A 13,149-nucleotide genomic window follows, 5' to 3' on the forward strand; every position below is an offset into this window, starting at 1 on the left:
GTGGTGCCTCTCCTGGCGCCTTCGAGGTGAGCTGTCGGGTTCGGGTGGGAGAACACCCGGCCGGTCCGTCCGTCACGACCCGCTGCGCACTGCGTGCGTCGCTGTCGTGCCGTCCTTCCCGGCTTCACCCCAAGGACACCGAACTTCCGGTGCCCGCAATCGTGGTTCCCCCGCCCCTGCCGGCGAGTCGTACGGACCTGCGAGCGGCGGCAGGGTTCGGCGTTCCGCTCGAGGGCTTCCTGGAGGAGGGTTCCGAGAAGCAGGACGAACGTACATGACGCCCTGCGGGATTGTCACGCTCCGGTCACGAAGATCTCGGCCCGATCATGGACGTGCGTCCGACGCGCCGTGCGACACGCCGACGACGCGCGGGGACGAACGCTGCCGAGGGGGTGCAGGGGTGGCGAACCGGACTCACCCGCGGTGGCGTCGTCAGGCCCCGATGAACACGTGGCGCGCGACGTCGTACGGCAGGTCCAGGACGGTGCCGGCACCCACGACGCCCACGGTGACGATCCCGGTGGTCCGCTCGACCGTGACGTCCGCACCGGGCACGACACCGGCCTCCGCGAGCCGCGTGAGCAGCTCCACGTCGACCTGCAGCGGCTCGGCGATGCGCGCGACGACCGCCGTCCCGTCGGGCGCGGCCCCCGGGGCGGTGAGCGGCACGACACCGTCGAGGAACCGCACGGGGGTGCGCTCCTCCCCGATCTCGTCGAGCCCGGGGATCGGGTTGCCGTAGGGGTCGAAGTGCGGGTGGTCGAGCAGGGCGGCCAGGCGCTTCTCGACGCGCTCGCTCATGACGTGCTCCCAGCGGCACGCCTCCTCGTGGACGTGCGGCCAGTCCAGGCCGATGACGTCGGTGAGCAGGCGCTCGGCCAGGCGGTGCTTGCGCATGACCCGCACGGCCTTGGCCAGGCCGTCGCCCGTCAGCTCGAGGTGACGGTCCCCGGTGACGACGACGAGGCCGTCGCGCTCCATGCGGGCGACGGTCTGCGAGACCGTCGGGCCGGAGTGGCCCAGGCGCTCGGCGATGCGCGCGCGCAGGGGGGTGATGCCTTCCTCGGTGAGCTCGTAGATCGTCTTGAGATACATCTCGGTCGTGTCGATCAGGTCGCTCACCGCTCGGCCTCCCACGTCGCCGTCCGGCGGCCCGGGACACCCGCGCCGCGTGCTGCGTCCAGGGTAGTCGTCCGCGCACGGACGGATGGGCCCGCCCCTGCGCGCGGGGCGTCGTTATCCTCGCCTCGTGCCCGACGCCGACGCCATCGCCCGCCTGACGATCCCCGCCGACCTGCTGCCCCGCGACGGGCGCTTCGGGTCCGGCCCGTCCAAGGTGCGCGCCGCGCAGGTCGACGCCCTGGCGGCCGTGGGGTCCTCGCTGCTGGGCACGTCGCACCGGCAGGCGCCCGTGCGCTCCCTCGTCGGCCGCGTCCGGGCGGGGCTGGCGACGCTGCTCGGCGCGCCGGACGGCTACGAGGTCGTGCTGGGCAACGGCGGCTCGACCGCCTTCTGGGACGTCGCGACGCTGTGCCTGGTGCAGGACCGGGCGGCGCACGCGCGCTTCGGGGAGTTCGGGGCCAAGTTCGCGGCGGCGACGACGCGGGCGCCGTTCCTCGCGGTCCCGGAGGTCGTGACGGCCCCGGCGGGCCAGGTGGCGGTGCCGCCCCCGACCGCGGGCGTGGACGTGTACGCGTGGCCGCACAACGAGACGTCGACGGGGGTGGTCGCGCCCGTGCGCCGGGTCGCCGGCTCGCACGAGGCGGGGGCGCTGGTGCTGGTCGACGGCACGTCGGCGGCGGGCGGCGTCGCGGTCGACGTGAGCCAGACGGACGTCTACTACTTCGCCCCGCAGAAGTCCTTCGCGTCCGACGGCGGGCTGTGGCTGGCGCTCGCGTCGCCGGCGGCCGTGGAGCGGGCCGCCCGCATCGAGGGGGCCGGGCGCTGGGTGCCGGAGTTCCTGTCCTTCACCACGGCGGTGACCAACTCGCGCGCGGACCAGACGCTCAACACCCCGGCCCTGGCGACGCTGGTGCTGCTGGCCGAGCAGGTGGACTGGATGCTCGAGCAGGGCGGCCTGGCGTGGGCGGCGCAGCGCACCGCGACGTCGGCGGGGCACCTGTACTCCTGGGCGGAGAGCCGCGACTGGGCCTCGCCGTTCGTCACGGACCCGGCGCTGCGCTCCCCCGTGGTCGGCACGATCGACCTGGCGCCGGAGATCGAGGCGGCGACGGTCACCGCCGTGCTGCGCCGCCACGGCGTGGTCGACATCGAGCCGTACCGCAAGCTGGGCCGCAACCAGGTGCGCGTCGGCATGTACCCGGCGGTCGAGCCGGAGGACGTGCTGGCGCTCACGGCCTGCATCGACCACGTCGTCCAGCGCCTGGGCTGAGACGGGCGCGACGCCGCCGCGGAGCCCGTGCAGGCCCCGCGGCGGCGCGCAAAGCGGGTCAGCTGCGGCGGCGTCGTGCGGCGAGCACGCCCCCCGCACCGGCGAGCAGCAGGCCGCCGGCGATGAGCGCGAGCGGTCCGGCGGACGAGCCGGTCTCGGACAGCACCTCGGCGCGGTACCCGGCGGCCGACGCGGTGCCGGCAGCGGCGGGTGCGTCGTCCCCGGCGACCAGGACGTCGGAGCGCTCGGGGCCGGTGAGGCAGACGGGGCTCGACGGCGGGTAGCCGACGACGGCCGACGCGGCGGGGTTCACCTGGAAGGAGACCTCGACCGACGGGCGCACCCAGTCGTACTCGTCGCCGACGACCCAGGTGCCGCCCTCGAGGCGCCAGCCGGGCCAGTCGACGCCCTTGCCGGTGGAGTCCTGCACGGCGCCGGGCCACAGCACGGTGCCGGTCAGCGGCTGGTCGGCGTAGACGACGTCGGCACCGCCGGGGTTGACGAAGGTGATGGTGACGCGGTTGCGGTCGCTGCCGATCGGGGTGACGGCGTACCGGAGCTTCGGGACGTCGTTGTCGCAGACGGGCGACAGGACGGTGACCTCGACCTCGCAGGGCAGCTCGGCGCCGTACTCGTCGGTGCCGCGCGTGCAGTCGTCGCCGGTGACCACGGTGGCCGCGAGCGGGGCGGCGGTGGCGGCCGGGGCGAGGCCGGTGGCCGCCAGGACGAGGGCTGCGGTCGCGCAGACCCGGGTGAACACGCGCATGGCTGGCTCCCACGTAGAATCGGACATTTCGTCCTCATCCTCGCCCCGCGCGGCGCGGAATCCTACCGTCATTCGGGTGAATCGGACAGATCGGACGCATTTCACCCGGACCTGGACGGGCGTCCGTCAGTCCCGGCGGACGGTCACTCGCAGCGGAAGGTCGCGACGCCCGGGGACGTGAGCGTGGGCGTGGTCCACAGCGTGACGGCGCCGTCGCGCAGGGGCACCTCGACGACGACCTCCTGGACCTGCCCGCCGGTGAGGCGGGACGCGACCTGGTGCACGGTGCGCCCGTCGACGGCCGTGACCTGCCCGGTGACGGGCGCGCCGTCGCGCGTCACGACGAGGGGGGCCGCGCCCTGCGCGGACCACACGGACACGGTGGTGAGCAGTGTCCCCAGCGGCACGCCCTCGGGCGGGTGGCCGGTGACGAGCCGGGACCAGGACTCCACGCCGTCGGGCGAGCGCAGCTCGAGGCGGAGCACGGCGCTGACGGCAGGCTCGGGGCCGGTGCAGCGGGCGTCGCGGAACGTCAGGTCGGTGTGCAGGTAGGCGCCCAGCTTGCCCTGGGTGCCGTCGTCGAGGAACACGCCGGGCTGGTCGGCGAACACCGGTGAGGTGAACGCGCCGCCGGCGACGGTCGCGGCGAGCCGCTCCTGCTCCTCGGCGTGCGCGGACCAGATCCGCACCCGGCGCTCGTCGACGGCGCGCCGCCCGGCGACGAGCAGGTCCTGCGGGTCGCCGGCGCCGGCGCTGACGGCCTCGACGACGCCGGACGCCACGGCGCCGAAGTACGCGTCGGAGGCGTCGGCGTCGGGGTAGAGCAGGTAGGCGTCGCGCAGCAGGGCACGCACCAGGCCGTCCGCGTCGAGGGAGCCGCCCCCGGGGTCGGGGACGGGGCCGGTGGCGCCGACGAGCCCGGCGACGGCGAGGGCGTCCGTGGCGATCACGCCGTCGACGGTGCCGCCGACGTCGCGCGTCCAGCGGGCGGCGACCAGCTCGGCGGAGCGCGGGAAGTCCGGGGTGAGCACGGAGTTCTGGATCCATCGGCCGAGGCGGTCGCCCCAGGTCGCCGTCTCCTCGGGCGTCAGTGGCAGGACGGGCGCGGCGATCTTGGGCAGGTCGGCGGTGCTGCGGCGGTCGACGACGCTCACCGCGCCGTCGTCGACGCGCACGGCCACGACGGTCCCGACGATGCCGCCCGCGGTCCGCAGCTCGGCGGTGTTGAGCGCGAGGACGAGGTAGGTGCGCGGCCCGTCGCCGCCGAGCATCGCGGGCAGGACGTCGGCGACCCCGCCGGCGGGGCGCAGTCCGGCGTCGACGCGCGCGAGGGCGTCCTGGACCTGGCGCACGGGGCCGGCGAGCGGACCGACGAGCGTGTCGGCGTCGAGCGCGGCGACGTCGGCGTGCGCGTCGGCCGCGGTGGTCGCCGCCGCGGTGACGCGAGTGGTGACGGTGCGCAGGGCGGGGACGTCGAACCGGCCGTCGGGCAGCCGCAGGCCGCCGTCGAGCAGCGCGCGCAGGTCGGCGGCGGCGGGCAGCGCGTCGGCGACGACGGCGTCGAGCGACGTGGACACGACACGGACGGCCTCGAGCTGGTCACCGGCCCAGGGCAGCGCCTCGGCCGCGCGCCACACCGGGTCGGACGACGCGGCGGCGGCCGCCGCGGTCGACTCCCGCAGCCGTGCGAGGTCGTCGGTGGCGGTCGCGACGGTCGCGGCGTCGAGCTCGACGCCGCCCAGCAGGTCGCGCGCGTCCTGCAGCGCCGAGACGGCCTGCCAGGCGCGGAACGCGACCCAGGCGCCGACGAGCACGAGGACGACGGCCACGGCGACGACGACGCGTGCCACGACGCGCCGCCGGCCGCGGCCCGCAGTCGGCTCGGTCGCGGTCGACCCGCTCGGGGTCGGCTCGCTCGGGGTCACCCCGCTCGGGTGCGGGCCGGCCGGGTGCGCGGCGTCCTGCTCCGCGCTGCCCGGGCCGTCGGTCACGTCGGTCGCGTCCACCGGGCGATCGTCACACACCGGACGTTCCGGACATCTCGCCCGGGGCGTCTTTCACCCCCGGGACCACCCGACCGGACCAACACCCTCCCCCGCCGGGGCCGTCCGCCCAGGTCAGGCGGCCTGCTGGGCGTCGGCCGCGTCCTGGGCGCCGACGCGCGCCGGGGCCTCGTCGGCACGCCGCCGGGGGTACTGCACCTCGAGGTGGGGCCGGGTGGTGACGTGGTACCGCACGCGCACGTCCCAGTGCCGGCGCGCCCACCACGCGGCACCGACGGCGACCAGCAGGGCGCTGATCGACCCGATGCCGATGGACCAGCGGGCGCCGAACGTCTCCCCGATCCACCCGACGATGGGCGAGCCGACGGGCGTCGCCCCGAGGAACACCATCATGTAGAGGGACATCACGCGCCCGCGCATCTTCGGGTCCGTCGACATCTGGATGCTCGTGTTGGCGGCCGTCATCATCGTCAGCGACGCCAGGCCCACGGGGATGCACGCGATGGCGAAGGTGAGGTACGTCGGCATCAGCGCCATGACGCCCGTCGCGACGCCGAACGCGAAGGCGGACCCGATGACCAGGCGCACGCGTGGCCGCTCGCGGCGTGCGGCGAGCAGCGCGCCGGTGAGCGAGCCGATGGCCAGGACGGACCCGAGGATCCCGTACTCCTGGGCGCCGCGGTCGAACTCGGTGCGTGCCATGAGGGCGCTGGTGAGCTGGAAGTTGAGGCCGAACGTCGACACGACGCCGACGACGACCATGATGACGACGATGTCGGAGCGGCCGCGCACGTACGCGATGCCCTCGCGGATCTGCCCCTTGGCGCGGGTGGCGTGCGGCATGGGGTACAGCTCGGTGCCGCGCATGAGGACGAGCGAGCCGATGGTCGCGGCGAACGTGGCGGCGTTGATGACGAAGACCCAGCCGCTGCCGACGGCCGCGATGAGCAGGCCGGCGACGCCGGGGCCGATGAGGCGGGCGGCGTTGAAGGACGCGCTGTTGAGCCCGACGGCGTTGGACAGGCGCGCGGCGGGGACGAGCTCGGCGACGAAGGTCTGGCGCACGGGGGCGTCGACGGCGGACACGACGCCGAGCAGCCCGGCGAACACGTAGACCTGCCAGAGCTGGGCGTGACCGGACAGGACGAGGGCGCCGAGGCCGGCGGCGAGGACACCCTGGGCGACCTGCGTGGCGATGAGCAGCTTGCGCCGGTCGAACCGGTCGGCGAGCAGGCCGGCCCACGCGGACAGCACGAGGAACGGCGCGAACTGCAGGGCCGTGGTGATGCCGACGGCGACGCCGGACTCGTCGGTCAGCTCGGTGAGGACCAGCCAGTCCTGGGCGACACGTTGCATCCAGGTGCCGACGTTGGCGACGAGCGCGCCGGCGAACCACAGGCGGTAGTTGCGGATGGACAGGGAGGAGAAGGTGGCGCTCACGACGAGGTGATCCTCCGCAGGATCTCGGCGGCCCGGACGAGGGTGGCGCGGTCGTCGTCGCCGAGGACCGCGAGGCGCGCGGACAGCCAGGCGTCGCGGCGCCGGCGGGTCTCGGCCACCTCGGCCTCGCCCTGCGGGGTGAGGCTGACGACGACCTGGCGGCCGTCGGTGGGGTGCTCCTCCTTGCGCACGAGCCCGCTCTCGGCGAGGCAGGTGACCGTGCGGGTCATGGCGGGGGCGGCGATGCGCTCGTGCTCGGCCAGGCGTCCGGGGCTGGTGGGTCCCTCGCGCAGCAGGATCGCCAGGACGTTGAACTGCGGGTCGGACAACCCGGCGTCGCCGCGCTCGGCCTTGATGCGGCGCGTGGCGCGGCCGAGCGTCACGCGCAGGTCGGCAGCGAGAGCGAGGTCGGGATCCTGGGGCACGTTTGCTTACCTTACATCATTACCCGTAGTCAGCATCTCACCCGCTCCGCGCTTGCGCCGTCGCCCGTTCGTGGGGAACAGTCATCACCCGGGGGAGGGGGAGGACATGCACGGTCCTGACTGGGACGTCGCGAGCGACGCCCTGGTCGTCGAGCACCTCATGGCGTCGACGACCGATCCGGTGACCAACCGGGCCACGGCGGTGTCGCTGCACGCCGACTGCCCCCGCATGCGCGCCACCGACGCCGTGCTGTCCGTCATCACCCTCGCCTACGACACCCCGACGACCCGGGCGCTGCCCGGGCGCGCGCGCGGCGTCGACGTCGCCGAGCGCGTCCTGTGCCGCGACCTCGAGCGCTGGGCGGGCCCTCCAGGCAACGTCGTCGCGATCGGTGAGGCGGCGGTGGCGTACCTCGCGCTGACCTCGCACGAGGACGCGCAGGCGATCCGCTCCCGGCTGCCCGAGCTGCACGCCCAGGTCGACCGCGCCGCCGGTGCCGTGCCGCTGGTCTCGGCCGCGCAGGGACCGTCCCGCGACTCGTCCGACGTGGTGGCCCGGGCCATCGAGCGCCTCGTCCTGCCGCGTGCGACCCTGCCGGCGCAGGACCACTGGGCGGCCGGCGCCGCGCGGCAGCGCCCGCTGTGGGACGCCCGCACGGGTGCCCGGTTCGGCGCCCAGGTGCGCCTGCAGGCGGCGAGCCTGGACGACCCGTCCGCGCAGCGCGCCGAGGGCCTGCTGTCGGTGACGCGCTCCCCGCGCTACGTCGACGCCGCGGTGGCGATGCACGCCGCGATCCCGCACGTCACCGCCGGCCTGGCGGAGCACTCCCCCGTGGTCTGGGACGCCTCCGCGGTGCTCTCCGGCACCGGCACGGCTCGTGAGGCTCTCGCCCGGGCGCTGGTGGACCACGCTCCGCCGGGCGTGTGGCTCGGGGTCTCGGCGTGGCTGGCCGGGCTCGACGAGGTGCTGGCGTCCCTGCGCACGCTGCGCGCGCGGGGGCACCGGATCGTGCTCACCGGCTACGGCTCGGGCCGTGAGCCGCTGGCCGCGTTCGACGAGCTGCCGGTCGACGCGATCCTGCTGGACCCGTACCTGGAGGCGGGTGCCCGGGTCACCCCGGAGGACCGCGCCGTGCTCGCCGCGATCCTCGAGCACGCCACCCGCAACGACGTCGTCGCCCTGACCGCGGACCACAGCACCGTGGACCTGCTGCGCCGGCCGATGCCCGTCCCCCGCCCGCGCAGCCCGGAGCCGGGCGACCAGCTGCTGGAGCGGGCGCTGCTGGTGGGCCTGACGCTGCGCGAGACGGCGGTGCTGGTCAACGCGAGCAAGGGCCAGGGGCCGCTCGCGCCCCGCTGGGACCGGTACGACGTGGCGACGCACTGGGCGCGCGCGGCGCTGTGACGGCACCCGACGCGCCGGCGCCGCCACCCGGCCACGCCCGCGCCTCGCGCCGCGGCGACGTGGTCGCCCTGGTGCTGCTGCTGGCCGGGGTGGGCCTGGCGGTCGCGGCCGTGATCGCGGGGACGCGGGCCGGTGACGGCGCCGCGGCGGGGACGCCGACGCCCACGTGGTCCGTGGACGGCGTGGACCTCGACCGTTACGCCGCGGACCTGCTGGCCGCCGCGGACGATGCCCGCACGGCCGCCGGGCTGCCGGCGTGGGAGCCGGCGCCGTGCGCGCAGCCCGCCGCGGCGGAGCGCGCCGCGGCCCTGGTGGGCGAGGAGCTGGTCCACGCCGCGCTCGACCCCGTGCTCGCGGCGTGCGCGCCGTTGTCCACGGTGGCGGAGAACCTGTCGCGCGCGGCCGCCGCCCCGCCGGACGTGGTCGAGGCGTGGCTGGGGTCGGCGGGTCACCGCGCCAACATCGAGGACCCGACGCTCACCCAGGCGGCGACGGCGTGCGTCCTCGACGACGGGCAGGTGCTGTGCGCGCTGGTGCTGGCGGGCCCGTGACTTGCGGCGTCCGGACCCCGGGACGTCAGGGGCGGCCGAGCGCCCGGTAGGTCCAGCCGGCGGCGCGCCACGCCTTGGGGTCGAGCACGTTGCGGCCGTCGACGATCGCGCGGTGCGCGACGACGCCCCCGAGCGCGTCGGGGTCGAGGTCGCGGTACTCAGCCCACTCGGTGGCCAGGACGACGACGTCGGCGCCCTGGGCTGCCTCGAGCGCGGTGGCCGCGTACTTGAGGTCGGGCCACTTGGCGCGGGCGTTCTCGACGGCCTGCGGGTCGGTCACGGTGACGTGCGCGCCCTGCAGCTGCATCTGCGCGGCCACGGACAGCGCCGGGGAGTCGCGCACGTCGTCGCTGTCGGGCTTGAACGCCGCCCCCAGGACGGTGACGCGCTTGCCGACGATGGACCCGGCGCTGACCTCGCGCGCGAGGTCGACCATGCGCACGCGGCGGCGCATGTTGATCGCGTCGACCTCCCGCAGGAACGACAGGGCCTGGTCGACGCCCAGCTCACCGGCGCGGGCCATGAACGCGCGGATGTCCTTGGGCAGGCAGCCGCCGCCGAACCCGAGGCCGGCGTTGAGGAACCGGCGACCGATGCGCGCGTCGTAGCCGATCGCGTCGGCGAGGCGGGTGACGTCGGCGCCGGTGGCCTCGCAGAGCTCGGCCATCGCGTTGATGAACGAGATCTTGGTCGCGAGGAACGAGTTGGCGGCGACCTTGACGAGCTGCGCGGTGGCGTAGTCGGTGACGACCAGCGGCGTGCCCTCGGACAGGGGGGTCGCGTACACCTCGTCGAGCAGGGCGCGGGCGGCGTCGCCCTCGGCCGTGGGCACGCCCTCGTCGTCCGTCGGCAGGCCGTAGACGAGGCGGTCGGGGTGCAGGGTGTCCTGGACGGCGAACCCCTCGCGGAGGAACTCCGGGTTCCACGCCAGGGAGGCGCCGGTGCCGGTGAGGCGTGCGGCCAGGTCCTCGGCGGTGCCGACGGGCACGGTCGACTTGCCGGCGACGACGTCACCGGCGGCCAGGTGGGGGCGCAGGTCCTCGAACGCGGACTCGACGTAGGACAGGTCGGCGCGGAACTCGCCGTGCTTCTGCGGGGTGCCGACGCACAGGAAGTGGATCTGAGCCCCGGCGGCGTCGGCCATGTCGGTGCTGAACGTCAGGCGCCCCGTGCCGGAGACCTCCGCCAGCAGCTCGGGCAGGCCCGGCTCGTAGAACGGGGCGGTGCCGGCGGCGAGCCGGGCGATCTTGTCGGGGTCGACGTCGATCCCCACCACGTCGTGCCCGAGGGACGCCATGCTGGCCGCATGGACTGCCCCGAGATACCCACAACCGATGACCGAGATGCGCACGTGCTCTCCCCCGCTCCGAGACCTCTGTGCGGGCAGCGTACCGGGGTGGGCACGGGCAGCCGCCAGTGACCACGGTCACGGGACAAATCCGGACACGGGTCCAGGCGGCGCTGGTCGCGTACCTGGCCGCCGTCGCGGTGGTGACGCTGCGACCCGCGCCGCAGGACGACGAGGCGCTGGGGGTGGCGCGCACCGTGATCGCGTGGCTCGTGGAGCGCGGCGTGCCGGTGACGTTCGAGGGTGTCGAGGCGGTCTCCAACGTCGTGATGTTCGTGCCGTTCGGGGTGCTGGTAGGCCTGCTGCTGGCTCGCCCGTGGTGGGTGGTGGTGCTGCTGGGCGCGGCGACGTCCGGGCTGATCGAGACGGTGCAGCAGTGGCTGCCGACGCGCTACCCCACCCTGCAGGACCTGATGCTGAACACGCTGGGGGCAGCCGTGGGGGTGGGGGTGCTGGCGCTGGTGTCGCGGGCATGGCGTCAGACAGCCGAGGCGCAACCGGTTGACGGGCGCGAGGTACCTCCGACGCCGCGGCGGGCGACGACTCCGGACTAGCCGCTCGAAGGCGTGCTCACTTGCTCCTCACGTGGCGCTGAGGAAGCCTCAGACGAGACAATCGAGCCCCAAGAAGTTCAGCGCTGCCCAGGAATTGTGCGGTACGGTCGCTGAGTGCCAGGAACCACGGACACCTCGCCTGCCAGAGCGTATCGCACGGACATTCAAGGCCTGCGCGCCATCGCGGTGTCAGCAGTATTGCTCTACCACGGAGGAGTCCCGCTCATCACCGGCGGCTACGTCGGGGTCGACATATTCTTCGTCATCAGCGGGTTCCTGATCACCAGCCATCTCGTCAGTCGACTCGAGCGCGATGGCAACGTCGGACTCGCCGATTTCTATGCAAAACGCGCTCGGCGCATTCTCCCAGCGTCGCTGCTTGTCCTAGCCCTCTCGGTGCTTGCAGCCCTATTGTGGTTCCCACCCCTGCTCATGAGGCAGGTCTGGCAAGGCGCTGTCGCTACGGCACTCTACGTTCCGAACGTTCTATTCGCAGTGCAGGGAACCGACTACCTAGCGGAGACCGCGCCGTCCCTGTTTCAGCACTACTGGTCACTCGGCATTGAAGAACAGTTCTATCTGATCTGGCCATTAGCCCTTGCACTAGCGTGGCGCTACAGCCGATCACGGCGCGCTCTCCTGAGCGTCGTGATCGTAGCGGTCGTGATGTCTTTTGCTGCCGGAGCAATCCTGACCTACAAGAATCAGCCGTGGGCCTTCTTCTCACTACCGACTCGGGCATGGGAGTTGGGCGTTGGAGCCGCCGTGGCAATCGCGCTTCATCACAAGCGCGAAGTATTGCGACCAGCACAGGCCGCGTCGCTAGGATGGGCGGGCCTGGCGCTACTCACAACCTCGGTCTTTGCCCTCAAGAAGGACATGGCATTTCCGGGGTTCTACGCGGCAATTCCAGTCGCAGGGACCGCGCTCGTTATTTTGGCGGGCGCAACCGCCACCCCTCATGGCCCGAGTCGCGTTCTGTCGATGCGCGTGATGCTGCTCCTGGGAACGCTGTCGTATTCGCTCTACCTCGTGCACTGGCCAGCCCTCCTTATCCCGCAGGCTGCCGTTGGCTTCGAGAACCCTCTGCCGCTCCGGGTGACGCTACCGATCATCGCCGCTTGCGTCCCGCTCGCCTGGCTGCTGTACAGGTACGTGGAGGATCCGATCCGCTCCGCCAATCGCCTTGTCCAGGCGCGGCCGCGACGGACGCTCTGGTGGTCGGCGGCGGCGTCAGTCGCAGCCATCGCCATCGCCACGACGGCCTCCGTGGTCTCCGACTCGCGGCCCCTTGCCACGGGCGTCGAGGTGAGACAGGCAAACATCGGCCCATCCCCTACCGGCACCGCCTTCGTCCCGGCCAATATCCGACCGGCACTGCGGGATGCGAGCGCCGACCAGCCAGCGATCTACGCAGCCGGATGCCACGTGCCCTTCGAGGCAATCGACATTGAAGGGTGTCGATTCGGCCCCGCGACGGCCCCCCGTATCGTTCTCTTTGGAGACTCGCACGCGGCACAATGGTTCCCCGCGCTGGCCGCCTACGCCGACGCCAGCGGATATGCAATTGAGTCACACACCAAGAGCGCTTGCCCGTCGCTGATGTCTCCCGTGCTTCTCAACGGCAGCGACTACGCCGAGTGCCGGACATGGCGAGACGGTGTCATTCGCCGACTGAACGACGACCCCCCTGAGCTGGTCGTTCTGTCGAACTACGCGCGCATCGACCTCACCTTGAACGGCAGAGACAGAGCTGATGCTTGGGAGCGGTCACTTGGTGAGACGCTCGACAGGATTGCCGCGCTCACTGTTGTCGTCCAGGACACCCCCAGTCTTCGAGCAACCCCCTCGAACTGCCTTTCGGCACACTTGACCGACGCACTTGCGTGCGCGTCGACGCGATCAGAGGCAGTCGATGAAGAAGTTGCTCAAGCAGTACGTCGCGCGAGCGAATTACGAGGAGTGCACGTCGTCGACATGAACGATTACATTTGCGGATCGGCCACCTGCCCAGCGGTGATCGGCGACATCCTGGTATATCGGGACGAGCACCATCTGACCGCGACTTTTTCGAACGCTCTCTCTGGCGCTCTGTCGACGAAGCTTCATGCCGTTGTGGCAGCGAACGACGAAGCCGCCGTTCCGGTCGGCTAGGTATCGCTGGAGGTATGGCACCTCACCCCTCCCGCCTGACGCGAGCACCGCGGAGGGGGTCGACCACGACGGGCGTGGCCGCCGCTCACTCGGGCGCATGACCGGTCTCGC

The 13,149-nt window shown here is 73.2% G+C and carries 11 protein-coding genes and 1 riboswitch; of the genes, 5 read left to right on the forward strand and 6 right to left on the reverse strand.

All coding sequences use genetic code 11. The features are described 5' to 3' along the window. Nucleotides 1-2: 2 nt before the first annotated feature. A riboswitch (cyclic di-AMP (ydaO/yuaA leader) is annotated at nucleotides 3-232 on the reverse strand. 200 nt (nucleotides 233-432) lie between these two features. Continuing rightward, nucleotides 433-1,122 carry an iron-dependent transcriptional repressor DtxR gene (locus Cph01nite_RS02745; protein WP_203670840.1) on the reverse strand — a complete coding sequence of 230 codons (690 nt, stop codon included), beginning with the start codon at nucleotides 1,120-1,122 and terminating at the stop codon, nucleotides 433-435. An 85-nt stretch (nucleotides 1,123-1,207) separates the two neighbouring features. Here Cph01nite_RS02745 and serC point away from each other — a divergent pair, with 85 nt between their 5' ends. Continuing rightward, nucleotides 1,208-2,392: a phosphoserine transaminase gene (serC, locus tag Cph01nite_RS02750; protein WP_203670842.1), complete on the forward strand. Its 1,185-nt coding sequence runs from the start codon at nucleotides 1,208-1,210 to the stop codon at nucleotides 2,390-2,392. A gap of 58 nt (nucleotides 2,393-2,450) precedes the next feature. On the opposite strand, the gene Cph01nite_RS02755 is transcribed toward serC, so the two are convergent. From Cph01nite_RS02755 to Cph01nite_RS02770, 4 genes are all read right to left on the reverse strand, one after another. Continuing rightward, nucleotides 2,451-3,158, reverse strand: a complete 708-nt coding sequence (locus Cph01nite_RS02755; RefSeq protein WP_203670844.1) for an LPXTG cell wall anchor domain-containing protein — start codon at nucleotides 3,156-3,158, stop codon at nucleotides 2,451-2,453. A gap of 143 nt (nucleotides 3,159-3,301) precedes the next feature. Beyond that, nucleotides 3,302-5,164 carry a DUF4012 domain-containing protein gene (locus tag Cph01nite_RS02760; protein WP_203670846.1) on the reverse strand — a complete coding sequence of 621 codons (1,863 nt, stop codon included), beginning with the start codon at nucleotides 5,162-5,164 and terminating at the stop codon, nucleotides 3,302-3,304. A gap of 111 nt (nucleotides 5,165-5,275) precedes the next feature. After that, a complete protein-coding gene (locus Cph01nite_RS02765) occupies nucleotides 5,276-6,601 on the reverse strand; it encodes an MFS transporter (protein ID WP_203670848.1) in 1,326 nt (441 codons plus the stop codon). After that, the gene (locus Cph01nite_RS02770) at nucleotides 6,598-7,026 is read right to left on the reverse strand and encodes a MarR family winged helix-turn-helix transcriptional regulator (protein ID WP_203670850.1); all 429 of its coding nucleotides are present in this window, start codon (nucleotides 7,024-7,026) and stop codon (nucleotides 6,598-6,600) included. Before Cph01nite_RS02770 ends, Cph01nite_RS02765 begins: the two co-directional genes overlap by 4 nt. A 106-nt stretch (nucleotides 7,027-7,132) precedes the next feature. On the opposite strand from Cph01nite_RS02770, the gene Cph01nite_RS02775 reads away from it, so the two are divergent. Beyond that, entirely contained in the window at nucleotides 7,133-8,431 is a 1,299-nt protein-coding gene (locus Cph01nite_RS02775) for an EAL domain-containing protein (protein WP_203670852.1), read from the forward strand. After that, entirely contained in the window at nucleotides 8,428-8,982 is a 555-nt protein-coding gene (locus tag Cph01nite_RS02780) for a CAP domain-containing protein (protein ID WP_203670861.1), read from the forward strand. The genes Cph01nite_RS02775 and Cph01nite_RS02780 overlap by 4 nt, the downstream gene beginning before the upstream one ends. Nucleotides 8,983-9,007: 25 nt before the next feature. On the opposite strand, the gene Cph01nite_RS02785 is transcribed toward Cph01nite_RS02780, so the two are convergent. Then, nucleotides 9,008-10,333: a UDP-glucose dehydrogenase family protein gene (locus Cph01nite_RS02785; RefSeq protein ID WP_203670863.1), complete on the reverse strand. Its 1,326-nt coding sequence runs from the start codon at nucleotides 10,331-10,333 to the stop codon at nucleotides 9,008-9,010. 65 nt (nucleotides 10,334-10,398) lie between these two features. On the opposite strand from Cph01nite_RS02785, the gene Cph01nite_RS02790 reads away from it, so the two are divergent. Both Cph01nite_RS02790 and Cph01nite_RS02795 read left to right on the forward strand, forming a co-directional pair. After that, the gene (locus tag Cph01nite_RS02790) at nucleotides 10,399-10,884 is read left to right on the forward strand and encodes a VanZ family protein (protein ID WP_203670864.1); all 486 of its coding nucleotides are present in this window, start codon (nucleotides 10,399-10,401) and stop codon (nucleotides 10,882-10,884) included. Nucleotides 10,885-10,998: 114 nt separating this feature from the next. Further along, entirely contained in the window at nucleotides 10,999-13,038 is a 2,040-nt protein-coding gene (locus Cph01nite_RS02795) for an acyltransferase family protein (RefSeq protein WP_203670866.1), read from the forward strand. Nucleotides 13,039-13,149 lie beyond the last annotated feature (111 nt).

Origin of the sequence: Cellulomonas phragmiteti (assembly GCF_016862775.1) — a bacterium.
Taxonomy (GTDB): Bacteria; Actinomycetota; Actinomycetes; order Actinomycetales; family Cellulomonadaceae; genus Cellulomonas; species Cellulomonas phragmiteti.

Coding starts and splice junctions, on each gene's coding strand:
- Cph01nite_RS02755 (WP_203670844.1), bottom strand. CDS start 3,158: ATGCGCGTGTTCACCCGGGTCTGCGCGACCGCAGCCCTCGTCCTGGCG.
- Cph01nite_RS02775 (WP_203670852.1), top strand. CDS start 7,133: ATGCACGGTCCTGACTGGGACGTCGCGAGCGACGCCCTGGTCGTCGAG.
- serC (WP_203670842.1), top strand. CDS start 1,208: ATGGGCCCGCCCCTGCGCGCGGGGCGTCGTTATCCTCGCCTCGTGCCC.